The organism is Acinetobacter sp. 1124_18A, assembly GCF_052824995.1.
This window is the reverse complement of the sequence record NZ_VTDF01000003.1, coordinates 182,517-208,063: the sequence shown is the minus strand read 5'-3', so window position 1 is coordinate 208,063 and position 25,547 is coordinate 182,517. Positions and strand designations below refer to the sequence as shown.

General features: G+C 39.6%; 21 protein-coding genes and 4 tRNA genes. 12 read left to right on the top strand and 13 right to left on the bottom strand.

The features are described from left to right. Positions 1 to 54 precede the first annotated feature (54 nt). Positions 55 to 945: an SDR family NAD(P)-dependent oxidoreductase gene (locus FY048_RS08635; protein WP_446090851.1), complete on the bottom strand. Its 891-nt coding sequence runs from the start codon at positions 943 to 945 to the stop codon at positions 55 to 57. Positions 946 to 1,218: 273 nt separating this feature from the next. Continuing rightward, the gene (locus tag FY048_RS08630) at positions 1,219 to 2,496 is read right to left on the bottom strand and encodes an O-acetylhomoserine aminocarboxypropyltransferase/cysteine synthase family protein (protein ID WP_446090850.1); all 1,278 of its coding nucleotides are present in this window, start codon (positions 2,494 to 2,496) and stop codon (positions 1,219 to 1,221) included. A 296-nt stretch (positions 2,497 to 2,792) separates the two neighbouring features. Between FY048_RS08630 and ettA the strand changes: the two genes are divergently transcribed. Further along, positions 2,793 to 4,454, top strand: a complete 1,662-nt coding sequence (ettA, locus tag FY048_RS08625; protein ID WP_003653862.1) for an energy-dependent translational throttle protein EttA — start codon at positions 2,793 to 2,795, stop codon at positions 4,452 to 4,454. A gap of 62 nt (positions 4,455 to 4,516) precedes the next feature. Here ettA and FY048_RS08620 read toward each other — a convergent pair whose 3' ends face one another. Next, the gene (locus tag FY048_RS08620) at positions 4,517 to 5,209 is read right to left on the bottom strand and encodes a hypothetical protein (RefSeq protein ID WP_198496594.1); all 693 of its coding nucleotides are present in this window, start codon (positions 5,207 to 5,209) and stop codon (positions 4,517 to 4,519) included. A gap of 158 nt (positions 5,210 to 5,367) precedes the next feature. On the opposite strand from FY048_RS08620, the gene FY048_RS08615 reads away from it, so the two are divergent. The 5 genes from FY048_RS08615 (at position 5,368) to FY048_RS08595 (ending at position 12,684) form a co-directional block, all read left to right on the top strand. Next, positions 5,368 to 5,766 (top strand): cation efflux protein, CzcI-like, encoded by a 399-nt coding sequence (locus tag FY048_RS08615; protein ID WP_446090849.1) that lies wholly within the window; start codon positions 5,368 to 5,370, stop codon positions 5,764 to 5,766. Positions 5,767 to 5,820: 54 nt separating this feature from the next. Beyond that, positions 5,821 to 7,236: a TolC family protein gene (locus FY048_RS08610; RefSeq protein ID WP_446090848.1), complete on the top strand. Its 1,416-nt coding sequence runs from the start codon at positions 5,821 to 5,823 to the stop codon at positions 7,234 to 7,236. A gap of 2 nt (positions 7,237 to 7,238) precedes the next feature. Then, the gene (locus FY048_RS08605; protein WP_446090847.1) at positions 7,239 to 8,456 is read left to right on the top strand and encodes an efflux RND transporter periplasmic adaptor subunit; all 1,218 of its coding nucleotides are present in this window, start codon (positions 7,239 to 7,241) and stop codon (positions 8,454 to 8,456) included. After that, the gene (locus FY048_RS08600; RefSeq protein WP_446090846.1) at positions 8,446 to 11,604 is read left to right on the top strand and encodes an efflux RND transporter permease subunit; all 3,159 of its coding nucleotides are present in this window, start codon (positions 8,446 to 8,448) and stop codon (positions 11,602 to 11,604) included. The genes FY048_RS08605 and FY048_RS08600 overlap by 11 nt, the downstream gene beginning before the upstream one ends. Before the next feature lie 132 nt (positions 11,605 to 11,736). Beyond that, on the top strand, positions 11,737 to 12,684 hold the full coding sequence (locus FY048_RS08595; RefSeq protein ID WP_446090845.1) for a cation diffusion facilitator family transporter: 948 nt from the start codon (positions 11,737 to 11,739) through the stop codon (positions 12,682 to 12,684). An 18-nt stretch (positions 12,685 to 12,702) separates the two neighbouring features. On the opposite strand, the gene FY048_RS08590 is transcribed toward FY048_RS08595, so the two are convergent. Further along, positions 12,703 to 13,041 carry a hypothetical protein gene (locus FY048_RS08590; RefSeq protein ID WP_446090844.1) on the bottom strand — a complete coding sequence of 113 codons (339 nt, stop codon included), beginning with the start codon at positions 13,039 to 13,041 and terminating at the stop codon, positions 12,703 to 12,705. Positions 13,042 to 13,315: 274 nt separating this feature from the next. On the opposite strand from FY048_RS08590, the gene FY048_RS08585 reads away from it, so the two are divergent. Beyond that, positions 13,316 to 14,263 carry a hypothetical protein gene (locus FY048_RS08585; protein ID WP_042895509.1) on the top strand — a complete coding sequence of 316 codons (948 nt, stop codon included), beginning with the start codon at positions 13,316 to 13,318 and terminating at the stop codon, positions 14,261 to 14,263. 90 nt (positions 14,264 to 14,353) lie between these two features. Here the strand turns inward: FY048_RS08585 and FY048_RS08580 are convergent. The 8 genes from FY048_RS08580 to FY048_RS08545 form a co-directional block, all read right to left on the bottom strand. Then, a tRNA-Glu gene (locus FY048_RS08580) sits at positions 14,354 to 14,429 on the bottom strand. 29 nt (positions 14,430 to 14,458) lie between these two features. Further along, positions 14,459 to 14,534, bottom strand: a tRNA-Glu gene (locus tag FY048_RS08575). Positions 14,535 to 14,655: 121 nt separating this feature from the next. After that, positions 14,656 to 15,555: a hypothetical protein gene (locus FY048_RS08570; RefSeq protein ID WP_446090843.1), complete on the bottom strand. Its 900-nt coding sequence runs from the start codon at positions 15,553 to 15,555 to the stop codon at positions 14,656 to 14,658. 120 nt (positions 15,556 to 15,675) lie between these two features. After that, a complete protein-coding gene (locus FY048_RS08565) occupies positions 15,676 to 17,097 on the bottom strand; it encodes an amino acid permease (RefSeq protein WP_042895502.1) in 1,422 nt (473 codons plus the stop codon). A 128-nt stretch (positions 17,098 to 17,225) separates the two neighbouring features. Then, positions 17,226 to 17,301: transfer RNA gene (locus FY048_RS08560), tRNA-Glu, on the bottom strand. A 25-nt stretch (positions 17,302 to 17,326) separates the two neighbouring features. Next, positions 17,327 to 17,402: transfer RNA gene (locus FY048_RS08555), tRNA-Ala, on the bottom strand. A 57-nt stretch (positions 17,403 to 17,459) separates the two neighbouring features. After that, positions 17,460 to 18,968, bottom strand: a complete 1,509-nt coding sequence (gene gltX, locus FY048_RS08550; protein ID WP_446090842.1) for a glutamate--tRNA ligase — start codon at positions 18,966 to 18,968, stop codon at positions 17,460 to 17,462. Positions 18,969 to 19,084: 116 nt separating this feature from the next. Beyond that, a complete protein-coding gene (locus FY048_RS08545; protein WP_016139973.1) occupies positions 19,085 to 19,384 on the bottom strand; it encodes a hypothetical protein in 300 nt (99 codons plus the stop codon). Positions 19,385 to 19,783: 399 nt separating this feature from the next. On the opposite strand from FY048_RS08545, the gene FY048_RS08540 reads away from it, so the two are divergent. Further along, positions 19,784 to 20,782 carry a sulfate ABC transporter substrate-binding protein gene (locus FY048_RS08540; RefSeq protein ID WP_009392049.1) on the top strand — a complete coding sequence of 333 codons (999 nt, stop codon included), beginning with the start codon at positions 19,784 to 19,786 and terminating at the stop codon, positions 20,780 to 20,782. 77 nt (positions 20,783 to 20,859) lie between these two features. Here the strand turns inward: FY048_RS08540 and FY048_RS08535 are convergent, their stop codons facing one another. Beyond that, entirely contained in the window at positions 20,860 to 21,459 is a 600-nt protein-coding gene (locus tag FY048_RS08535) for a TetR/AcrR family transcriptional regulator (protein ID WP_446091012.1), read from the bottom strand. 122 nt (positions 21,460 to 21,581) lie between these two features. On the opposite strand from FY048_RS08535, the gene FY048_RS08530 reads away from it, so the two are divergent. From FY048_RS08530 to ftsI, 4 genes are all read left to right on the top strand, one after another. After that, positions 21,582 to 22,187 (top strand): NAD(P)H-dependent oxidoreductase, encoded by a 606-nt coding sequence (locus FY048_RS08530; protein ID WP_446090841.1) that lies wholly within the window; start codon positions 21,582 to 21,584, stop codon positions 22,185 to 22,187. Between the two features lie 257 nt (positions 22,188 to 22,444). Beyond that, on the top strand, positions 22,445 to 23,368 hold the full coding sequence (rsmH, locus tag FY048_RS08525; protein ID WP_209831797.1) for a 16S rRNA (cytosine(1402)-N(4))-methyltransferase RsmH: 924 nt from the start codon (positions 22,445 to 22,447) through the stop codon (positions 23,366 to 23,368). Continuing rightward, positions 23,368 to 23,700 (top strand): cell division protein FtsL, encoded by a 333-nt coding sequence (ftsL, locus tag FY048_RS08520; RefSeq protein WP_004789835.1) that lies wholly within the window; start codon positions 23,368 to 23,370, stop codon positions 23,698 to 23,700. The genes rsmH and ftsL overlap by 1 nt, the downstream gene beginning before the upstream one ends. An 11-nt stretch (positions 23,701 to 23,711) precedes the next feature. Next, positions 23,712 to 25,544 carry a penicillin-binding protein PBP3 gene (ftsI, locus tag FY048_RS08515; RefSeq protein ID WP_446090840.1) on the top strand — a complete coding sequence of 611 codons (1,833 nt, stop codon included), beginning with the start codon at positions 23,712 to 23,714 and terminating at the stop codon, positions 25,542 to 25,544. Positions 25,545 to 25,547 lie beyond the last annotated feature (3 nt).

Genomic DNA, 25,547 nt, shown 5'->3' with positions numbered 1-25,547 from the left:
AAGCGCCTTACTTGAGGCGCTTTTTAAATCCTAAATTATATTTTTAGCCGAAAATTACCAGTGTTCGCCTGGGAAAATTCGTGCATACGCTTTTTGTGCCCAATTCAGTTTTTCAGCTTTTTCACCTTTTGCTGCATCCGAACTTGGGAATAAGCGGAAGCCAATCGACATAAACATATTGTTGATACCAGGCGCAACCGAATAAGTCATTGAAGCTAAACGCCCTAAGTTGGTTGCCATACGTTTTGGACGTTTCACAATTGCATAAGCAATTAAGTCAGCAGCCTGCTCAGGTGAAAGTGTTGGTACATATTTATAAATTTTAGTTGGTGCAATCATTGGAGTGCGAACCAACGGCATATAGATTGAAGTAATCGCGATTTTATGTGCATGAACCTCAGCTGATAGGCAGCGGCTAAATGCATCAAGAGCAGCTTTAGATGCTACATAGGCAGAGAAGCGAGTCGCATTTGCTAACACACCAATCGAGCTAATATTAATAATTTGCCCATCTTGACGTTGAATCATATGAGGCAAAATATTGAGAACTAAGCGCACTGCGCCAAAATAATTTAACTGCATCGTGCGTTCAAAGTCATGGAAACGATCATAAGACTCATGTACGGCACGGCGAATAGAGCGACCGGCGTTATTAATTAAAATATCAATGTGATCAACCGTAGCTAGAATTTCTTTAGATACTTGATCAATCGTATCCATATCGTTGAGATCACATGGGAAAATTGATGCCTTACCGCCACGACTTTCAATACCTACTTTTACTTCTTCCAAAGTTTCTTGAGTACGGGCAACAAGTAAAACATGAGCACCAGCATCAGCAAGTTTGTTTGAAATCGTTAATCCGATTCCACTCGAGGCGCCTGTCACTAAAATGACTTTATCTTGTACCTTTTCCTGGAACAGAGCTTCTAATTTTTTATTCACAGCATTTTACCTAAGTAGGGGCAGGGACTATTTATTCCGGTATGTAATTTTTATTTTTTACAACCGTAGGTTCATCCAAATGAACTCATAAATATAGCTCTTATCTTAATAGATGTTTAAAAATTGTCTAGTCTGTAAATATATGAAATTTAACAATTTATTTAGAGTAAAAACTCTAAAATAGTATCTTAATCCATTAATTATTTTTAGTCCTGTCATGAGCAGAAAATAAAAAAGCCTCTATTTCCAGAGGCTTGTCGAGTAGTTTAAAATTTATACGGCTGAAAGTGCTTGGTCTAAATCGGCAATTAAGTCATCAATATGCTCAATTCCAATTGAAAGACGAACCATATCTTCGCTTACACCAGCAGATTTAAGTTCTTGTTCATTAAGCTGGCGATGAGTCGTGGTTGCAGGATGACACGCCAAACTTTTTGCATCGCCAATATTTACGAGACGAGTAAATAATTGAAGAGCATCGATGAAGCGAGTCCCCCCTTCGAGACCATCTTGTACACCAAAAGATAAAATTGCAGATGGTTTCCCTTTTACATATTTTTGAGCAAGCTGGTGCTGAGGATGATCTGTGAGACCTGCGTAATTGACCCATTTTACTTTAGAGTGATTTTTTAAATATTCCGCAATTTTTTGCGCATTTTCAGTATGACGCTCCATGCGGAGGTTTAGAGTTTCTAAACCTTGTAAAATCAAGAAAACACTCAGTGGGCTAATTGCCGCACCTGTATTACGCAATGGTACAACGCGAGCTCGTGCTATATAGGCCGCCTCACCTAATGCCTCAACATAATTAACCCCGTGATAACTTGGGTCAGGCGTGTTCAAAACTTTAAAACGCTCTGGATATTTACCCCAAGGGAATTTACCGCTATCTACAATCGCTCCACCAATACTATTACCGTGTCCACCGATATATTTAGTAAGCGAATGAATAACGATATCAGCACCATATTCAAAAGGTTTTAATAAAGCAGGGGTGGCAACGGTGTTATCGACAACGACAGGCACTCCATATTCATGTGCGATTTTTGCAATTTCTTCTAAATCGATGATATTTCCGAGTGGGTTACCAATCGACTCAACAAAAACAAGTTTAGTTTTATCATCAATTAATTCTCGTAAGCTTTCAGGCTTTTGGTAATCAAAAAAGCGAACTTCAATACCTTGTTTTGGTAAGGTATGAGCAAATAGATTATAGGTTCCGCCATATAAAGTTGAGACAGAAGTAATATTGTCTCCTGCTTCGGTAATGGTCTGAATTGAGTAAGTAATTGCTGCCATACCAGAAGCTAAGGCTAAAGCACCAATTCCGCCTTCGAGTGCAGCAAGGCGTTGCTCAAGTACAGCAGTGGTCGGGTTCATAATGCGGGTATAAATATTACCCTGAACTTTTAAATCGAACAGGTCGGCGCCGTGCTGCGTATTATCAAATGCATAAGAAGTGGTTTGATAAATAGGGACTGCAACAGCTTTTGTGGTTGCTTCGGGTGAATAGCCAGCATGAATTGCTAGAGTTTCATCTTTATAAGTCATGATTACTTCATCTTCGTGAGTTAAATATTGAGCGAGTCTAGCCTAAAATTAATAAAGAAAATTGCAGAAATTCTGGTTTGTTTTCTAATTTTAGGAATAAAGATAGAAAAATATACGCTGAAACGCTGTATAAATCTTATACATAAACATTTTGCAACTTATTGAAAAAGAAAATTGTTTGATAAATCCGTACGATGGAAATCATAACTTCAAGTCAATGAGGTTTTCAGCGTATAATACGCGCGATTATTTATCGCTTTATGCGATGTATTGGTTTTTCAATTGAGGAGTCCTGCGTGGCCCAATATATTTATACGATGAACCGAGTGTCTAAAATGGTTCCGCCAAAGCGCGAAATCTTAAAAGACATCTCTTTATCATTTTTCCCGGGTGCCAAAATTGGTGTACTCGGTTTGAACGGTGCAGGTAAATCTACCCTGCTTCGTATTATGGCTGGCGTAGATAAAGATTTCTCTGGTGAGGCTCGTGCACAACCTGGAATTAAAATCGGCTATTTAGAGCAAGAACCACCGCTTGATCCGACTAAAGACGTTCGTGGTAATGTTGAAGATGGCGTACGTGAAGCTTTAGATGCATTAGAGCGTCTTGATCAGGTTTTTGCAGAATATGCAGACCCAGATGCAGATTTTGATGCACTTGCAAAAGAGCAGGAAAAATTAGAATCAATTATCCATGCTTGGGATGCACATAACCTAAACAACCAGCTTGAAATTGCTGCGGATGCTTTGAATCTTCCAGCTTGGGATGCAGACGTATCATTACTTTCTGGTGGTGAGCGCCGTCGTGTTGCACTTTGCCGTTTATTACTTTCTAAGCCAGATATGTTACTTCTGGACGAACCGACGAACCATTTGGATGCAGAATCTGTAACTTGGTTAGAGCGTTTCTTGAAAGATTTCCCGGGCACTATCGTTGCGATTACGCATGACCGTTATTTCTTGGATAACGTGGCTGAGTGGATTCTTGAACTTGACCGTGGTATGGGTATTCCTTATCAAGGTAACTATTCTTCTTGGTTAGAACAAAAGAATGCTCGTTTAGAGCAGGAAAATAAACAAGAAGAATCTTTTGCTAAAGCATTGAAAAAAGAACTTGAATGGGTTCGTTCAAATGCTAAAGGTCAGCAAAAGAAAAACAAAGCGCGTATGGAACGTTTTGAAGAGCTTAACTCTAAAGAATTCCAACAACGTAATGAAACATCTGAAATCTATATTCCACCTGGTCCACGTTTGGGTAACAAAGTTGTGGAAGTGGAAGGCATCAGTAAATCATTTGACGGTCGCTTGTTGTACGAAAACTTAACGTTTACCGTACCTCCAACAGCGATTGTTGGTATCGTTGGTCCAAACGGTGCAGGTAAAACGACTTTATTCCGTATGATGACCGGCGAACAGCAACCTGATACAGGTACTGTGACCTTAGGTGAGTCGGTTAAAGTTGCTTATGTTGGTCAGATCCGTGACACTCTAGATAATAATAAAACTGTTTGGGAAGAAGTTTCTGGCGGTTTAGATATCTTAAAAATCGGTGATTACGAAATCGCATCACGTGCTTATATCGGCCGTTTTAACTTTAAAGGTCAAGATCAGCAAAAACGTGTAGGTGAATTGTCTGGTGGTGAGCGTAACCGTTTACAACTTGCGAAGATCTTGCAGTTAGGTGCAAACGTAATCTTACTGGATGAGCCATCAAACGACTTGGATATTGAAACTTTACGTGCGCTTGAGGATGCAATTCTTGTATTCCCAGGTACGGTAATGGTGGTATCGCATGACCGTTGGTTCCTTGACCGTATCGCGACACATATCTTGTCATTTGAAAATGAACAGCCGGAATTCTACGCAGGTAACTATGCTGAATACGAAGCATATCGCCAGTCACGTTTAGGTGATGACGCTGCTCAAAAACGTACGAAATACAAAAAAATTAGCGGTTAATCTCTGTTAATTTAAAAAACCAGCCTAAGGGCTGGTTTTTTTGTTTTAGGAATCTCAGTGCTTTATTTATTAAAGTCACCATGTAAATCTGCCCATATTAAAGAGGGTGCAAAGACAATTACATCAAAGGTCATTGCTAAAGGGTACAAAACCTTGCGGGTAGCACGCTTGAATGGATGTTTCTTAGTTGTTTCAATTTTTTCCTGTAATTCAACTACGTATGGAGTTGCTAGTTTTTGTTGAATATCTTTTAGGTCTTTAGCTTCATAAAGCTGGCCTTTGAAAAGAATATTAATATAGGGATATGGGGTATTCTCTTGAGCTTGGAGCATGGCAAAATTCTGTTTAAAACCCAAATCCTTTAATATATCTTTTTGTTTTTCATTTAGATTTCCCATGCGGGTATTATAGCGAACCTGTATTACTCCGTGAAAATGATTTGGATCATCCATAGTGAGCACAAGTGGAGAGGGGATATTAAGCGTTCTTTCCGTGGCTGGAATGGTTTTAATAATTTTTAGAAACTCTGCGCTACCATCAGTCATTAAATAATTATAGTCTTGACCTATAAATACTAATCCTTGTTCCTGCTGATTTTTAACTGCCTGTCCTAGGGCAATAATTTGATCTGTTTTTAAGGTATTCGTCTGAACTTGGGTTGTTTCATCGGGTAAGGCTGATGATAGCATTGACGTTGCACAGCCAGTTAAGCCAAGGCAAATTGTTAATATAGATGCAGAAAAAAGCTTGTACATAATGATTACTCAATAATAAGTTATTTTTGTCTCGTCTAACGTGAGATAAGTTCTAAATTAAAAGGTGGGGATTCGTGATTCGAGGTTTTGTAATTTTATTACATGCCTAGTGCCTGTTATAGTGGCTTTGTTCAACTTTTTAGCTTAATGGTGCGCTTTTGCCACGTTCCGCAATTTTTATGTCCATCTTATTTAGTTTGCTCATATTCCAGAGTTTATGGAATGTGGCAGCGGCATTTTGCGCGCATGAAAATCAGGAAAAAGCATTGCATCATTTCGGGCATCATGCAGCTTTGAATGTATATCAATCTTCACATCAAGCTCATACTGAACAGAACGATGCTAGAAACACCTCTCATAAAGCTCCTTTAAATTTGCAAGATCACCATGATCATTTACCTTCATGTTTTCACGTTGTGATGACTGAAGTTGCAAAGCAAGCAGAAGCACCTGTAGTACATGTGCAGGAACTCTCACAAATTTATCACTGGTCTAATTCTTACCAGTCACCACATCTTACTGCTTTAAAACCTCCTCCTGTTTTAACCCCGCTATAGGTGGGGTAGCCAAAAAAAGCCCACCGCATCTCTTATTTATTGCGGGGCAAAAACATGTCTTCTATTTTTTCAAATCGAGTGAGTTCTACTTATCACTTAGAGAGTAACGTTAAGATAACGTTAAAAAAAGTTTTAACGATTTCAAGCCTGTCTATTGCCATGCTATTGGCTGGGCAAGCAGTGATAGCTCAGTCTGATATTCAACAAGAACGCTATATTCAAAAAGCAGCATTTACTTTTGAGCAAGCCTTAGAGCAGGTACAAAAATATCAAAATCAGCAAGGTGTTTGGCAAGCACAGCAGCAAATGGCTGATGCTAATTTAAAGCAAAGTCGTTTATGGGCAAATCCAAGTCTTTCCATTGAGCAAACAGGTTTCCAGAGTGATCAAGAAAAAGAACTCGCAATTGGTATATCTCAGCCTTTAGATATTTTTGGGCAGCGCAAAGCTGCACAAAACTTGGCAAAAGTGGAGATATCAAAAATTGATTTGGCTGAGCAGCGTTATACCGCTGAGCTTGGATTAATCGTTAAATATTTCTGGTCGCAAGTGGCTTTGCTTGAGCTTGAAAAATCTCTCATTGGAGAGCAGCTATCCGTCAGCCAAGAAAATTTACTAGCATCGGAAAAACGTTATCAGGCAGGTAGTATTGCTCAAGTTGATGTAGACCGAGTGCGTATGTCTCACTTGGAAAATCAGCGTTTATATCAACAAGTCGATTTAAAACTACAAGTTGCGAAACAGCAACTGGTGAATTTATGGGGTGGTGGTTCAAGTCAGTTTCAGCTATTCCAAAGTCCAAACCAATTATGGGCGCTGGCAGCAAATGTAGAACCAAGCCCAGATTCACAAAATAATTTATTGGAGCGCTCTTTCCAGCTAGATTCTCTTTCACAGCAAGCCAATATTCAACAGCTTAAAGCAAAAGCAAGACCACAACCTACTGTAACGTTGGGTGTTAACAACACTCGCTCTCCAGAACAGAGTACGGATAACCAAATTCGTTTAGGTGTGGAAATTCCTTTAAATCTTTTTAATCGCCAACAGTATGGAGTCAAGATCGCTCAAGCCAAGCAAGAGCTGTCTCAACGCCAACAAAGTTTTTATCGACAGCAGAATCAAGCAGATATTGAAACCCTGATATCAGAGTTAAAAGGTTTACGCATCCAGTTTAAACAACTCAATGATCAGCAAGTTCCTCTTGCGGCTCAAGTTCAGCAAAAAACATTACAAGGTTTCCGTTTGGGTAAGTTCGCAGTTACCGATGTTCAGCAAGCCACCATGCAATTGCAAGATGTCCGTTTACGTAAAGTCGAGCTATTAAAACAGGCTTGGCAAAATTCAATTGAAATTCAAAGTTTGCGTCTCGGTCTAGAGGCGGAACAAATCATGGCGAAAGATGCCTTAATGCAATTGAATCAACGTGCTTGGCAACAAAGTCAAACATTCCCAACTCAGGCAGGAGAATAAAAATGTCAGTAAATTTAAAGAAAAATTCTCAATGGCTTTGGGTGGGAGTGATTGCAGCAGTCACTGCAATATTAATCGGTTTGCTCGTTTTAAATTCAAAAAATAAACCTGCCTCTTCTGAAGCCTCAGAAGAGCATGAGCATGCTGAAGAAGAGGGTGAAGGACATCATGACGAGGGTGAAAAACCATTGATGCTCACTGCTCAGCAAATGCAGGAACAAAATTTAAAAATTGAACCGGCTGAATTAGGTGAAGTTGCTCAGCTTCAAACTTATCCAGCCAAACTGGTTGTAAATACTGACCGTCAAGCCCATGTCTCTCCAAGTTTTAGTGGTCGTGTCGAAGCGGTCTATGTTGAATTGGGGCAACAAGTTAAAAAGGGTCAGGCTCTCGCAAGTTTATTGGTTCCAGATCTAGTCGATCAACAAGCTAATTTGCAAATTGCACAGTCTAATCTTGATTTAACGCGTCAGGACTATGAACGTGAACGTAGCTTATGGTCTCAAGGGATTTCTGCCAAACAAGATTATCAACGAGCTTATAACGCTTACCAGCAAGCCCAAATTCAGGTTAAAGCAGCTCGCTCACGCTTAAGTGCATTCGGCGCAGGTTCTGGTTCAGGAGGACGCTACACCTTAACAGCTCCAATTGCTGGCACGGTGAGTAATAAAGATATTGTGGTGGGTGAAAACGTACAGCTTGCAGATCAGCTTTTTATTATTAATCAACTTGATCAGTTGTGGCTGGAATTTATTTTACCAAGTACTGCAAATATCAATGTACAGCCAAATCAGCAAATTGAATTTAAATCTTTGCAAACTGGGAATGTATTTACTGCACAGGTTCAAAGCTTAACAACAGAGGCTGATGCTCAAACAGGGCGTTTACAAGTCCGTGCTAAGGTTTTAGCAAATAATAGTGAATTACGTCCAAACCTAATGGTTAACGTTGAGCTAAATTCAGGTTCAACGCAAAAAGTGATACGTGTAAAAGTTCAAGCGATCCAGCAAGTTGAAGGTAAAGACGTTATCTTTACTCCAAAAATGGTCAAAACAGGCTTTGAGTTTGAACCTGTCACGGTACAGTTGGGGCAACGTTCTAAAGATGGTCAGTGGGTCGAAGTTGTAAAAGGTATTAATCCAAGCCAGCGCTATGTTGCAGGAGGCAGCTTCTTGCTGAAATCCGAACTGGAAAAAGGAGAGGCGGAGCATGGACATTAATAAACCTGAGCTGCCCAAACCTGAAGGGCTATTTGACAGAGTTATTCAGTTTGCTATTCAAAATGCTATTTGGGTCATGCTATTTGTGCTGACGTGGATTGGAGTCGGAATCTGGAGTTATCAAAAGCTTCCTATTGATGCGGTTCCAGACATTACCAATGCTCAGGTCCAGATTAATACTCAAGCAAATGGATATACGGCTTTAGAGGTCGAGCAGCGGATTACCTATCCTATTGAAAATGCGATGGCCGGAATTCCTAATCTGGAACAGACTCGCTCTATTTCCCGTTATGGACTTTCCCAAGTCACCATTATTTTTAAAGATGGAACAGATATTTATTGGGCAAGACAACTGATTAACCAGCGTTTACAAGAGGCGGACGGACAACTACCTGAATCAGTTGATCCAGTTATGTCTCCTGTTTCAACGGGATTAGGTGAAATTTACCAATGGGTCGTAAAAGCAAAATCTGGTGCTAAAAAAGCTGATGGTACAGCCTATACAGCTATGGATTTACGCGAAATTCAGGATTGGATTGTACGTCCTCAATTACAGCGGGTGAAAGGTGTAGCCGAAATTAACAGTATTGGTGGCTACAATAAAACCTATATTGTTTCTCCTGATTTAAAACGTTTGCAGCAGCTGCAAATTTCAATTAATGAATTTCAAACTGCTTTGCAAGAAAATAATGAAAATCGCGGTGCAGGTTTTATTGAAGAGAATGGCGAGCAGCTCACTGTTCGTGTGCCGGGCATGCTAAGTAGTGTTGAAGATATTCAAAACATTACTGTAAGCACTAAAAATGGTTTACCAATTCGTGTGGCAGATGTGGCGAATGTCTCTATTGGGCATGATTTAAGAACAGGCGCTGCAACTTACAATGGTGAAGAAACTGTTCTTGGCATAGCCATGATGATGATGGGGGAGAACAGCCGTACCGTTGCTCAGGCGGTTGATGCCAAAATTAAGGAAATCCAATCTACCCTACCTAAAGGTGTAGAAATCGAAACGGTTTATGACCGGACGAGTTTGGTAAATAAAGCAATTGCAACAGTACAGAAGAACCTCGTAGAAGGGGCGATTCTGGTTATTGTGATTCTGTTTATTTTCCTTGGAAATTTCCGAGCAGCTTTAATTACTGCCTGTGTTATCCCACTTTCGATGCTATTTACCCTGACAGGTATGGCTGAACAAAACATTAGTGCCAACCTGATGAGCCTAGGAGCGCTTGATTTCGGGATTATTGTAGATGGTGCGGTTGTTATTGTAGAGAACTGTATTCGACGTCTAGCAGAAGCACAGCATGCTTTACATCGACCACTTACACGCACTGAGCGATTCAAAGAAGTTTTCCTTGCAGCAAAACAGGCCCGCCGACCGCTTATTTTTGGGCAAATGATTATTTTAGTGGTCTATTTACCTATTTTTGCTTTATCTGGCGTTGAAGCCAAAATGTTCCATCCAATGGCAATGACCGTGGTTATGGCGTTATTGGGTGCCATGATTCTTTCTGTGACATTTGTACCTGCGGCAGTTGCTCTTTTTGTTACGGGTGAAGTGAAAGAAAAAGAAACACGTTGGATGCTGCTTTTAAAGCAGAAATACCGAGATATCCTCGATCAGGCTTATCAACTTAAGATTGTGGTTGTTAGTTTTGCATTAAGTATTTTAGTGCTTACTGGCGTGTTAGCTACCCAAATGGGCAGTGAATTTGCACCGCAACTTAGCGAAGGTGATTTTGCCTTGCAGCAAATGCGTTCACCGAGTACTGGGCTCGAGCAATCACTGCGAATGCAGGAAAATACTGAAAAGCTCATTTTGAAAAACTTTCCCGAGGTAAAAGCTGTTTTTGCTCGAACAGGAACGGCTGAGGTTGCAACGGATGTGATGCCGCCTAATATCTCTGATGCAGTTATTTTACTTAAACCGCATGATCAATGGCCAAACTCTAAAGAGACGCTAGCTGAGCTGCGTTCACGTATGGAAGCTTTTTTAGCGACATTACCCGGTAATAACAGTGAGTTCTCTCAACCGATTGAACTACGTTTTAATGAGCTGATTTCAGGCATTCGTAGCGATATTGGTGTCAAGATTTTTGGCGATGATATGCAAGTACTTAATGAACAGGCTCAGACATTGGCCCAAAAGATACAGACGATTTCTGGTGCTACAGCGGTTAAGGTAGAACAAACGAGCGGTTTGCCTGTGCTGAGTATCGAAATTAATCGTCCTTTGGCTGCGCAATATGGATTATCTGCCAAAGCCATTCAAGATATTGTGGCGGCAAGTGTCGGTGGACAAAATGTAGGGCAGATTTTACAAGGCGATAGACGATTCGATTTTGAAATTCGCTTAGAGGATCAGCAACGTACCATTCAAAACTTAGCCCAACTTCCGATTCAATTACCAAATGGTGGTCTAATCCAGCTTCAAGATGTCGCTAAAGTTGAACGTACCTCAGGCTTAAATCAGGTAGGACGTGAAAATGGTAAGCGCCGTGTCATTATTACCGCTAACGTAGAAGGCCGTGATTTAGGATCATTTGTTCAAGAGTTAAGAACAACGCTCGCAAAAGAACAACTACCAGCAGGGTATTGGTTGGAATATGGTGGTCAGTTTGAAAATCTAGCTTCAGCTGCTGCACGAATGAAAATTGTTGTTCCATTAGCGCTTGCTATGATTTTCATTTTATTGATGGCTGTATTCCATAACATTAAAGAAAGTCTGTTGGTGTTTAGCGGCGTTCCGTTTGCTTTGTCGGGTGGCATTATCGCGCTTTGGCTAAGGGATATTCCGCTTTCGATGTCGGCGGGTGTCGGGTTTATTGCCTTATCGGGTGTTGCTGTTTTGAATGGTCTGGTGATGCTGAGCTTTATTAAAGAGCTTAGAGAAAACTTTGATATTCAAACTGCAACTTGGAATGGGGCGATCTTGCGCTTAAGACCTGTACTCATGACGGCTTGTGTTGCCTCGCTTGGTTTTATTCCAATGGCTTTGGCAACAGGAACCGGTGCAGAAGTGCAACGACCTTTGGCAACGGTTGTTATTGGTGGCATTATTTCATCTACGATATTAACTTTGGTTTTATTACCAGTAATTTATCGATGGATGAATGAAAGCAAAGCGAAAAGCGCTGAGCATTCATAATGTCATCGATTTGAGATATCTTTTTTGATTACAGAACTTGAGTCAAAAAAGTGTTTGAAAGAGGTAAAAATAATGATGCATTCATTGTTACTTTTACCTCACCATAAAGATAAATAATAAGGAGTCCGCAAAATGGGTGGACATGGTCATGATCATAGTCATGCTGTAGTGACTGAAGGTAATGCTAAAAAATTAACAATTGCCTTAGCTCTTACTACAACGTTTTTAATTGTTGAAGTCATTGCTGGTTTAATCACGCAAAGTTTGGCATTGCTCTCTGACGCTGCACATATGTTTACAGATGCCGCTGCTTTAGCCATTGCTTTGGTTGCTATTCAAATATCAAAACGCCCGGCAGATAATAAACGTACTTTTGGTTATCAGCGCTTTGAAATTCTGGCTGCTTTATTTAATGCGCTCATGCTTTTTGTGGTGGCAGTTTATATTTTATATGAGGCCTATATCCGGTTCTCTAAGCCACCTGAAATCCAAAGCGTGGGTATGCTTATTGTGGCAACGGTTGGCTTAGTAATTAACCTCATTTCAATGAAAATTTTAATGTCGGGCGCTAACTCTAGTCTAAATGTTAAAGGTGCTTATTTAGAAGTTTTAAGCGATGCATTGGGTTCGGTAGGAGTGATCATCGCGGCAATAACGATTTATTTCACCAACTGGTATTGGATTGATACGCTTATTGCCGTACTCATTGGTTTTTGGGTATTACCGCGTACGTGGATTTTGCTTAAACAGAGCATTAATATTTTGCTCGAAGGTGTACCAGAAGAAGTGGATATTGAGAAGTTGCGTACAGATCTGCTTTCTTTAAACGGTGTGGAGAGTATTCACCAACTTAAAGTATGGGCAATTACGTCTAAAAATATTCATTTAACGGTGCACTTATTTGCGCCTCAAGCGGACCGTACCAAGTTGTATCAAGATGCAGTTGAAATGCTTTCTCACGAACATGGGATTGCTGAGGTTACTTTGCAAATTGAAGATGATGCAGAAATTAATTGTCAACACACTGCCCAGCATGCTCCACATGAACATGCTGAGGAAAAACATTCACATCAGCATTAAACTGATGTGAATAATGCATTAGATTTCCCACTCATTATTGCAGTCACGGCATTTCCAATGTTTTTGTGACTGCATAAATGCTTGCATAGACAGTTTAAAGTCTGGTAAATCACGCCAGAATATAAAACCTGCCCCTACAGCCACAATAAAAACAACGACTGTTGCAATTTGAAGAGAGCTGCCTGCACCATTGCCAAAAATCCACATAAAAATGCTAATAACAACCAAGAGTAAAAGCATGAAAATTGCAGGAATTAAGATAACAAGGCTTTTAGGAACTGCTGGTTTTACGCTGTTAATTCCTTGGCTTACAGGCATAATTTTAACACTTTGACATTGAGGGCAACGGTATTGCATAGGAACTCCACATTCAGTTTGAATCTATTCTAACGGAAATGTCGAAAAAGAAAAAAATTTGTAAGATATCGATGAAGTGCTTTGAGCTAGCAAAAAATTAATTTTGAATAAACAAGGAAATATAAAAAGCAGATGATTTATACGAACACATAAAAATTAAAATAATAGTGTAGAGCATGCTAATCTACAGAAAAATGAAGTGTAATTAGCACTATAAATGAGCTTAAATACTCGTAAATAGGACGTGGAATAAATATAAAAAGGAGATAGGGACTTGGGTCAACAAGATGACAATGAGTCGAAGCCTACAACGACAGCATCAGTTGTAGCCACCCCAGATACTGCAAAATCGTCATTATCTCGTCGATTACTGCATAAGACATTGCAACATGCCCAAGATGCGGTCGGGTTCGCTAGTGATACGACACGTAATATTGCAGGGGTCGCGGATGCTGCATTAGATGCGCTCGACCAAGTGACCACTCACACCAGACGTGGAGTTGTTGGAATGACAAATCTGGCAGCAGGTACTGTACGAGATATGGTGTCTGAAACCAGCGAAACTGCACGTCAAGTTGCATTGATCATGGCGCGTACATTTTTGGGGAAGAGCACTTTAACGCTCTATTTACCGGAAATGCTATTAAACAATCAAATTCGTAAGCGCATAGACCGTTCTGAAATTGATGATATTAAAATCAAGTGTGGTAATGACAGTTTTCAAGTCGAGATCGATGGGCATTACCATCGCTTCATGTATCGTTTAAGTTTAGATTTTAAGGTATTGGAATGTCGTATTGGGCAGGAAAAGTTTTTGCGCCTACGTCAAATGGATGAAAGTCTCGATGTTCAGATTCGCCATGGAGGAACCCTGTCAAATTGGGCTGTGCGCCGTATTGGTCGAGTTGGTTTTGAAGTCGTGAATATGTTGCCGATTCCATCACTTATTAATCATTTGATTGGCGATATTCCTGGCATCCAACGCGATGGCCACCGTATGTGGTTTATTGACCTAGAGCAAGCAGGATTTATTGACTTTATTAATAACCGTTCATGGATGGTTGAAAAGCTTTTAAGTTTGACTGATTTTAGTATTTTACCGGGTTTAAATATTTTGAGAGAAAGCCGAGAGTTGGTCCAGCAATTGGTAGATCAATTTGAAATTAGAGGACTACGAGTACAGTCGGGTCGCCTTGAAGTACAAGTGGGGATTGCGAGCTAACAGAGCATAGGGAAAGCTAGTCACTGATTGGCTTTTCATTTTTTAGGCAAGAAAAAAGCCACTGACATTATGCAGTGGCTTTTTAGAATTTGGCGTCCCTACGGGGATTCGAACCCCGGTTACCGCCGTGAAAGGGCGATGTCCTAGGCCTCTAGACGATAGGGACATATGTGAGGCATACATCTGAAAAATTACTGGCGTCCCTACGGGGATTCGAACCCCGGTTACCGCCGTGAAAGGGCGATGTCCTAGGCCTCTAGACGATAGGGACGTTTCAGAGGTGGGCGTATATTAGGTCGATTTAATAAAACTGTCAAATAGTTTTCTGAAGAAATATTAAAAAAAGCGATCAAGCGATTAAAAATAACCCAAATTGTAGAAAATATATACATTTAGCCATCATTTTTCTGAAAAGGTTCAATAATTGCCTTTATAACAGAGGGGTGTTGTAAATATCCTAAAATCTCGTGAGGCTGGTTAGCGAAGGTGTAAATTTTCTGATTAATAATGGGTGGATCAAAATTAAAAGGAGCCTCACATAATGGAAATGCAGTCAGAAAATCATCTTGAGAATAAAAATTAAACCATTCACCGTGAATACATGTTGGTCTGACAATTGGTATCGGGAGCTTACTTTGAATCACCCGAAAAGATAAAGGAGAAGCCAACGTTATAAATCGTTTAATCGAAAAGCGATGTGAAGGGTTTGAAAGTAGATTAAAAGCAATAACTGAGCCGAGAGAGTGCGCAACAACAATATAATCATCTTCTTCTCGCATTTTCTTTAAAATCCGCTCATTCACTTCCTCCATAAATTCAGGATTAGATAAGTACATATAAGTTTCAATCAGGAACTGCTGTATCAAGCTCTCATGCAATTTAGGGAAGTTATTTAAAAGAACGACCAACTCTTTGAGTACGCGGTCCTTTACGAGCTGAGAAGTGAGATAAACGCGTTCTGAAAAGCTTTTTTCAGCTAAGTCAGTTGCTGGTAGCAATAAAGGAACAAATGGGGTGTGTTCTTTAGCTGGAGGATTATGGTGATGTAAATGAATGGGTAAATAATTATTTAAAAATGATTTAGGTAATAAAGTGTTAAGGTCTAATTGATTACTTAACTGATATTTAGTCATCAGGTCGCCATAAAATGGCATATGAATATGAAGATCTCGCACGTTAACTTTGCAAGGCATCTGTTTTATGCCGAGCTTAAATACTCTTAGCCAATGCTCTTTCAAGCGATGTGCTGTGTAATTCTGTTGATTCATCCCGTGGATAAATATAATTTTCATTCTATACAAGGAATTGTTTTTAATATAAATTTTAATCTACAACGGGATGTTATATAAAACCAGTGGGTAGACAAAAAAAAGTGTAGCTTTTTGCTACACTTTTAATTCGAGATGAGAAATTTAAACCTTATTACGGTAAAAAACAAAATAGCTGACATAACATAAAGCTGTAAAAATTAGGCAGCCTACAAAACCAGCACGCATTTCAGGATCTGCTGCCATACTTAAACAAGTAATAAAGCAGAAAATAAAACCTAAAATCGGGACGATAGGAAATAATGGGGCAGCATATTGTAAGTCTTTAACTGTATGGCCTGATTTGTACCATTGGCGACGGAAATTAAATTGACTTAAGCAAATACTCATCCAGACAATAACCATGGTAAATGCTGCAACGCCAAGCAGATTTTTAAAAATAGTCTCTGGTGCAAATTGCTCTGATAATAAGCCCGGAATTGCCCCAAACATTGTTACAACTAGGGCAACAATCGGTGTTCCACTTTTTGAGAGTGTAGCAAATACGCTAGGTAGTAATTTTTGTTCCGACAGTGACCACATCATACGTGAAGCGGCGTAAAGTCCTGAGTTTGCTGCCGAAAGTAGGGCTGTAATAATTACAAACCGAATAATGTCATCCGCGTATGGAATGCCAATATAATTAAATACGGTAACGAAAGGACTACTACTTACGCTTTCACTGCCTAAACCTGCAAGCTGGAAAGGAAGCAAAGCACTAATAACAATAATGGTTCCGACAAAGAAAATAAGAAGTCGCCAAATTGCAGCATTAATTGCTTTGGGTACATTCTGTGCTGGATCTTTGGTTTCACCTGCTGCTACGCCAATTAATTCAGTGCCTGAGAAAGCAAAGTTAACAATTAGCATGGTGGTAAAAATAGGAATTAAACCGTGTGGGAACCAGCCTTGAGCTGTAAGATTGCTAAATAGCGGTGCAGTTTGGCTACCATGAAAAGGAATTAAACCAAAAATTGCTAATAGGCCGAGCACAATAAAAGCAATAACGGTAATGACTTTAATAAGAGCTAGCCAAAACTCAGACTCAGCAAAAATACGAGTTGAACTAATATTTAAACCAAAAATAGTGATTGCAAAAACAATTGTCCAGATCCACATTGAAATATGTGGGAACCATTCCTGCATGAGTAACGCCGCAGCTGTGAATTCAGTTCCAAGCGTTGCAGTCCAAGTCAGCCAGTACATCCAAGAAATCATATAGCCTGTACTAGGACTAATATATTTTTTAGCGTATGCACCAAAAGAACCTGAAACAGGCATGTGTACAGCAAGCTCTCCTAGGCAGAGCATGACCATATACGCAATCGCGCCACCAAGAATGTAGGCAATAATTGCGCCAATAGCTCCAGTTTGTGAAATGACTTCCCCTGAACCTAAAAATAAACCAGTTCCGATTGCCCCGCCGAGTGATAGCATAACAAGATGGCGAGTGCTCATGGCTCTTTTTAAAGGTGCAGTACTGTTCTGATGCTGATGAGCATCTAGTTGATTGTCAGATGGCTGCATATTACACATTGAGAGAATTAAGAAAGACGCTATTTTAGATAAAATAGACAAATGTGCAATCTAGAAAGAGATAAAGAATAAACAGTAAGGTGACGATAGAGTCTTTTTATAATTTTTTAAGCAGAATATGGCGTCCCTACGGGGATTCGAACCCCGGTTACCGCCGTGAAAGGGCGATGTCCTAGGCCTCTAGACGATAGGGACTTGATGAGGCATACACAAAAGAGCGTGGTGGAGTCAAGCGGGATCGAACCGCTGACCTCTACAATGCCATTGTAGCGCTCTACCAACTGAGCTATGACCCCAGTTTGTGTGAGCGCAATATTAGGGTTAATGCGCTCGCACGTCAACAAAAAAGTGAATTAAGCTTCGCTAGTTGCTTCATTTTTCGGCAATTTTAAGCTTTCATTGAGTTTTTCCCAATTTTTAACTTCTTTCTTGCTTGGTCCACCCACAATTTCTAAAGCGCGACGTAAACGAGCGAAAGTTAAATCAGGCCCAAGAGTAACCATCGACTGCATTACAGGTGTTGAGCTGGTTGAACCCGCAATAGCGATAAAGAACGCTGGCATGAAATCGCGTAATTTAATCTCCATCTGGTTCGCAAGATCCATTAGCGTTTGGCTAACAGTGTCGTTATTCCAAGTAAACTGGCCTTCAAGACGCCAAATTGCAAATTGTAAACTTTGACGAACTTGCTCTTGAGTCAATTTTTTACTTTCAAACATTTCCGCGGTAATTTGTGGCATATGGTTAAAATAGAAACCAGCCCAATTCACTGCTTCTGAAAGTAAATTAATACGTGGTTGAATAGCGGCAGCAATATCTTCTAAAGTGCTGCGATCACTTTTCCATGTTAATAAACGGTCTAATAATTGGCCAGGTGTTAAACCTTTGATCCATTGACCGTTAAGCCAGTTTAATTTTTCAACATCAAAAATAGGGCCACCTAGTGATACACGTTGAATATCAAAGCTATCCATCATGTCTTGTAGCGTGAAGACTTCTTTTTCGTCCGGCATTGACCAACCCATACGGCCTAAATAGTTTAATAAGGCTTCTGGTAAAACGCCGATATCGCGGTAATAGTTAATTGATGTTGGGTTCTTACGTTTAGATAATTTTGATTTATCTGGGTTACGCAACAATGGCATGTGGCAAAGTGTCGGCATTTCCCAACCAAAATATTGGTAAAGCAACTGATGCTTCGGTGCAGATGGAAGCCATTCTTCACCACGTAATACATGAGTGATTTCCATTAAATGGTCATCAACCACGTTGGCCAAATGATAAGTCGGTAAGCCATCATTTTTAAGAAGAACTTGCATGTCGACTTGCGCCCAAGGAATTTCAACTTCCCCGCGTAATAAGTCATTAAATTTACAAATACCTTCTTCCGGTACTTTCATACGAATGACATGGGGTTCACCCGCTTCTAAGCGACGAGTTACTTCTTCTTGAGAAAGTTTTAACCCGCGACCGTCATATTTTGGTGTTTCACCGCGTGCTTGTTGTTCAGCACGCATCTGGTCTAATTCTTCAGCAGTAGCGAAACAATAAAAAGCATGACCTTTTTCAACAAGTTCTAATGCGTATTGCTTATAAATTCCCATGCGTTCAGATTGGCGATACGGTGCATGAGGACCACCTACATCTGGACCTTCCGACCAATTTAGACCTAACCAACGCAATGAATCCAAAATCATTTTTTCAGATTCTGGTGTAGAGCGAAGTTGGTCTGTATCTTCAATTCTTAAAATGAATTCTCCGCCATGTTGTTTCGCAAAACACATGTTAAATAAAGCGATGTAAGCTGTGCCGACATGGGGAAAACCGGTAGGAGAAGGTGCAATACGAGTACGAACTTTCATAGGTAATGGGTCAAAATAAAAATTGAAACTATTATAACGAAAAAGCCCAGTATTCTGACGTTTTATTTAACATCAGACTGGGCTAAAACTGAAACGAAGAGGGGGTGTTTCTGGTTTTAAGAGGTGTGCGGCTGAAAGATTGCCTGAACAAAACGTGAAAAACGTTCATGCTGAGCAGCAAGAAAATTTTGAGTCGGTGTAACACGAATAGTATTGAGAACTTTAAGCTCATCATCTGTAGAAGGTAATACAATAGGATTACGTTTCTGTTGATCTAAAGCTTTTTCAATAAGCGAAGTCTGCTTATCTGACCCAGTTTTATTTGGGGTATCTTTAAGTACTGCTGCTGCAGAAAATTGTGATGCTAAACCCAGCACCAAACTTAAGCTTAACGCTTTTCCATAATGAATTTTCATTATTAATCATCCCCTCTGTTCATTACATTTCATCTATTTTTTGAGTTTAACGAAATGTAAAATTACGGTAATGCTACGATTTAAACATAAATCTTAATAAAAAAGTGGAACTGTGTCACACTTTTTACAAAAATTATCTATATTTTAATCTAGTCGACCTCAATGTAGGTCATATGTATCCTTTGTGCTTCATTATTTAACAAATTAATGTGTAGATAAAGTGAAGGCCCTCATTAAGTTGTAAGAATAATTACAAAAAATTTCAAAATTGAAATGATTTAGACATCTTAATCTATATATTTTAATGAGATTAATAAAAAATATATTAATATAAGTAATTGATTGTAAATTATAAAATTAAAAATATAGTAAAACTAAAACCAATGATGGATTTTGTAAATGAAAAAAATATCAATAATGGCTGTAGCGGTGTACTTGGGAATGGCGACAGCAGCTCAAGCTGCTACTTCTTTTTTAAACGTTTCTTATGATCCGACCCGAGAATTTTATCAAGAATATAATCAGGCTTTTGGGAAGTTCTGGAAACAGCGTACAGGGCAGGATGTTGAGTTTAAACAGTCGCATGGTGGATCTGGTAAACAAGCTCGGGCAGTAGCTACGGGTCTTGAAGCTGATGTTGTAACGTTAGCGTTGGCGAATGATATTGATGAGATTGTGAAAGCTGGTTTTATCCAACCGAATTGGCAAAAAGAATTTCCGAATAATTCTGCACCTTATACCTCTACGGTTGTGTTCCTCGTACGAAAAGGTAATCCAAAAAATATACGTGACTGGAATGACTTAACCAAACCGGGTGTGGAAATTATTACTCCTAACCCTAAAACAGGGGGCGCGCCACGTTGGATTTATTTGTCGGCATGGGGTTATGCCTTAAAACAACCGGGCGGAAATGATGCCAAAGCTCGCGAGTTAGTTAAAAAACTTTATCACAATGTAAAAGTACTTGATTCGGGAGCACGTGGTTCGCTAACAACATTTGCCGAACGTGGAATTGGTGATGTTTTATTATCTTGGGAAAACGAAGCTTTATTGGCAACTAAAGGGCTTGATAAAGATAAGTATGAAATTGTTTATCCATCAATTTCAATTTTGGCAGAGCCATCTGTCGCAATTGTAGATAAAACCGTAGATAAAGATGGCAATCGAACTTTAGCAAAAGGCTATTTGAACTTTTTATATTCACCATTAGGGCAAGAGTTGGCTGCTAAACATTATTTCCGACCGCGTAATGCTCAAGTCGCCGCTAAATATGCAGCACAATTCCCAAAAATTAAATTATTTACTATTAATGATGTTTTTGGTGGGTGGGCCAAAGCTCAAAAAACTCACTTTGCTAATGGGGCCGTCTTTGATCAAATTTATGATGGGAAGCAATAATTAATTAAGCTTTTTTAGAGCCGCTTATTTAATCATTAAGCGGCTTTTTTGTATTTTTACATCTCATTTTGATTAACTTAGAAATTGCCCAATCTTTTTAATAAAGTGTTGATAAAGATATTAATGTAGTGGTCTATATCATCTTTAAAAATCATATATTGTAAAGCTAGCCCATAACTTAATGATACAAGCTCTACAACAATAGAATCATAGTCATCAGGCTCAGTCATATTCATTAAAGAAAAGAACTGCTTCATAATTTTAGTTACTTCTTGCTGATGAGTTTTCCAAACCTTTTGATACTCCTTAGCGAAGGTAATATCACGTGCAGCAAATAGTTGTAGTTCTATTGATATTTTAAGCCATTCATCGTTTCTAAAAAAAGCGGTCAGCCACTGACGCAATGAATCAATAAGTTGCTCGGTATTTGAAGGAGCACTGGTAAAGATTTCTTGTAATTGTAAATTCTCTTTAGCGAATTGAAGCTGCATAAGTTCAAGCAAAAATTCTTCTTTATTGTTGAAATTCGAGTAGAAAGCACCTTGAGTATAGCCGGCCTGTTTAGAAAGATTCCTGATTGATACTGCGTTATAACCAGATTCAGAAATGAGGGCAAACCCAGCGTCAATGAGATGCTGTCGAGTCTGTATCTGTTTTTCATTGCGAGAAAGAGTCATAAGAGCCAGATAAAAGAATAGTTGAGATATCACTTGATATCTTAATTTTTATAAGATATTTTCGCTACTTATTTATTTCAGATATCAATTGATATCTGACTGCGCGACAATAAAGGCGATATATGTCTCAAGTCTCTAAACGTATTGTAGTTATTAATGGTCATCCATCTGATACTAGTTTTAATCATGCATTGGCTCACAACTATGTGGAGCACGTAAAAACATTCGGTGTTCAAGTAGATCTCATCGAGATTGCGAAGTTGGATTTCGAGCCTAATTTAAAATATGGTTATGAGAAACGGATGGATCTGGAACCTGATTTAATGAATGCGCTTGAAAAAATTCAGGCTGCTGATCATTTGGTATGGTTTTTTCCAGTTTGGTGGGGAGGGCTTCCAGCCATCGCTAAAGGTTTTATTGACCGACTCTTTTTACCAAATCTTGTCTTTAGTTACCGAGAAAATAGTAATCGCGTTATTGGTCATTTACAGTCCAAATCAGCACGACTGATTACGACTTTAGATCAGCCAGGGTGGTTTTATCGTTGGTACTACGGCGAACCAAGTACGCGTCAACTTAAAAAAGCGACTTTGCAATTTTGTGGGGTTAGTAAAGTCAAAGTTAATTATGTTGGAACAGTGCGCGGAGCAAGTTTAGACCAAAGACAAAAATGGTTAAATCAAATTGGTAAATATGCCGAGAAAGATTGCCAACGAATCTCTTCCTAAGGCGAATCTGTGAGCGTCTCTAAGGAATAATCGTAAAAGAAAAAGAGAATTTTTTAGGTGAAGCGTTTAATAAAAAGTTTTATAAATTCGTATTTAACGCTAAAAAATTATTCTTAGTTTCTTATTTTGCTTAAAAAGTGCTAACAAAACGGTTTTATCTATGAAAAATTAATATTTTCCTACAAAAAGCCGTTTGGCGTTGGTCATAAACAAGGTGATAATGTGCAGTTACATTTTCACGCTATGATTTAACACCTATGTCGCATATTTCTGTCTTACTTTCCGAGACCATTGAGAGCTTATTGGCAGATCGCACAACTGGGGTGTATATCGATGCAACCTTTGGAAGAGGTGGGCATACCCGTTTATTGCTTTCTAAACTTGATGAAAATGCGCGAGTGTACGCATTTGATAAAGACCCTCAAGCATTGGAAGTTGCTGCTACTTTGGCACAAGAAGATTCAAGATTTACCATTATTCATGCCAGTTTTGCTGATATCAAAGAGAAGATGCAGGAAATTGGCGTGATGAGTGTTGATGGAATTATGGCTGATCTGGGGGTGTCATCTCCTCAACTTGATCAGGCTGAGCGTGGTTTTAGCTTTATGCAAGATGGTCCGTTGGACATGCGAATGGATAATTCTAAGGGTTTAACTGCGGCCGAGTGGTTACTTAAAATTGAAGAAGAACAATTAGCAAATATTATTTATCAATATGGTGAAGAGCGTTATAGTCGACGTATTGCTAAAGCCATCAAACTCGCTGGAAAACTAGAAACGACAGCCCAATTGGCGGAAGTTGTTAAAACTGCTCATCCAAAATGGGAAAAACATAAGCATCCAGCGACACGTGCATTTCAGGCTATTCGAATTGCTATTAATAAAGAGCTCGAAGATATTGAAGTGTTTTTGCCGCAAGCTGTAGACTTACTCAAACCGGAAGGACGTTTGTCTGTTATTAGTTTCCATTCTCTTGAAGACCGACTGATTAAGCAGTTTATTCAAAAAGAATCAACGTTAGCAGAAGATTTCGGTTGGGGAATGCCTGAGCAGCGTGTAGATACAAGAAGATTAAAGAAAATTTCACGGGTTCGTGCGAGTGAAGAAGAAGTAAAAGCGAACCCTCGATCACGTAGTGCATGGCTTCGGGTTGCTGAACGCTTGGAAGAAAAAGGCGCGTAATGAAAAGCAGTGATGAAATCGCCACCACAGAAAACAAAGTGGTGAAAAAAGTTGTGGTGTATACAGTATTAGTGGCGCTTGTCTTTATAAGTGCCATGATGGTGGTATTTCAAGTATTTGAATATCGTCATGATTACAGAGAGCTTAGCTCTTATATGCGTGAACGTGATGATCTCAATGCTGAATGGGGGCGTTTGCTCATTGAGCAACAAACCTTTGGTGCAACGGCACAGATTGGTACGCGTGCTGTAACTCAGCTACGGATGTTTTCTCCACCGGCTGCAGAAACGGTGGTAATTTCTTTACCAATGACCTCAGAGCAAAATAAGTAAGGCCTTGCTGTATGGTAGATAAGCGAACAAAACAAACACGGAAAAAACAGCAGTCTATTTCGGAAAAACCAACTCTTGCCTTTGATATGTGGCGGTTTTATCTGCTCTGGGCAGTAGTGTTGCTCTGTTTTGTTGTTTTAATTGCACGTGCATTTTATGTACAAGTAATTAATAAGGATTTTTTACAAAACAAGGCCAATGCCAATATTTTGCGTACTGAGCGTGTGGAAGCCATGCGTGGCGTGATTAGTGACCGCCATGGTGTACCTTTGGCAATTAGTACACCAATCATGAAAATCGTAATGGATCCACGTGATTATTTCGATACAAAGCATTTATATGACCAAATTACAGCGGAATTAAAGAAAGATCCGAATAATCGTAAATTAAAAAGACAATTACCCGATAAAAACTTGAATCTTGATGAGTTAGCGGATGTCGTTGGTTTAGACCGTGCCGATCTTAAAAAGCAGATGAATGCACGACCGCGTTCTCGTTATCTGGTTTTGAAAAAAGAAATACCGCCGCAACAGGCAGAACTCATTACGAAAGGTAACTTTCAAGGCGTATATGCCGAGAAAACGTATAAACGTTATTATCCTCAACCACAGCCAAATGCCCAGATTATTGGTTTAACCAACAGTGAAGGCCAAGGGATTGAAGGCTTAGAAATGCAGCTCAATAAACAGCTGTCGGGTGTGGATGGCGAGCAAAAAATTATTCGTGATAAGCGCGGAAATCGCTTAAAAGTTTCAGAGGTTATCCGTGAGGGTGAGCCTGGCGAAAATATCACTTTAAGTATCGACTCTCGTTTGCAATACATTATGTATAGAGAGCTGACAGCAGCTGGTGTTGCAAATAATGCCCGTTCGGCAACGGCAATTGCTGTAGATGTTAAGACTGGTGAAATTCTGGCAATGACCAGTTGGCCGTCATATAACCCGAATGATAAAAATGGTTTGTCTAATAAAGATGCCATGCGTAACCGCGGTGCGATTGATATGTTCGAACCGGGTTCAACCATGAAACCGTTTACAATTTCTTCCGCATTAGAAACTGGCCAATATACGCCTAACACGATTGTAAATACGTCTCCAGGCTCAATGCGTTTAGGTTGGCATACGATTCGTGATACCCATAACTATGGTGCTTTAACTGTAAGTGGCGTAATTATTAAGTCTTCAAACGTGGGTTCTGCAAAAATTGCATTGTCACTTCCAAAAGAAACACTACCAAGCTTCTTTAATCGTGCCGGTTTTGGTAAGCGCTCGGCTGTGAAATTTCCGGGTGAAAGCTCAGGTTTAGTGCTCCCAGTAAGTAAATTGAACTCTTCTCAAATTGGTACCATGGCTTATGGTTATGGTCTAAATGCGACTATTCTTCAGTTGGCCCAAGGTTATGCAATGCTTGCAAATCATGGCGAGAAAATGCCTTTAAGCCTACATAAGTTAGATCAGGCGCCTAAAGGTGAACAAGTTCTTGCTCCAAAAATTGCTGATCAGGTTTTGCTTATGCTAGAGCAGGTTACGATGCCTGGTGGTACTGCAAAGCAAGCTAATATTCCAGGTTATCGCGTTGGTGGTAAAACTGGTACGGCTCATAAACTTCGTGCAGACCGTAAAGGTTATTCAAATAATGAATACCGTGCTTTATTTGCTGGTGTTGCTCCAATTAGTGACCCACGTTTAGCTGTTATTGTCGTTGTTGAAAACCCACAAGGTCGTTATTACGGTGGTTTGGTTGCGGCACCTGTTTTTGCACGCATTATGCAAGAATCATTACGTTTAATGAATGTGCCGCTTGATAAGCCCCTTGATACTTCAGTAAATCCTATTCGCAGGTAAGCT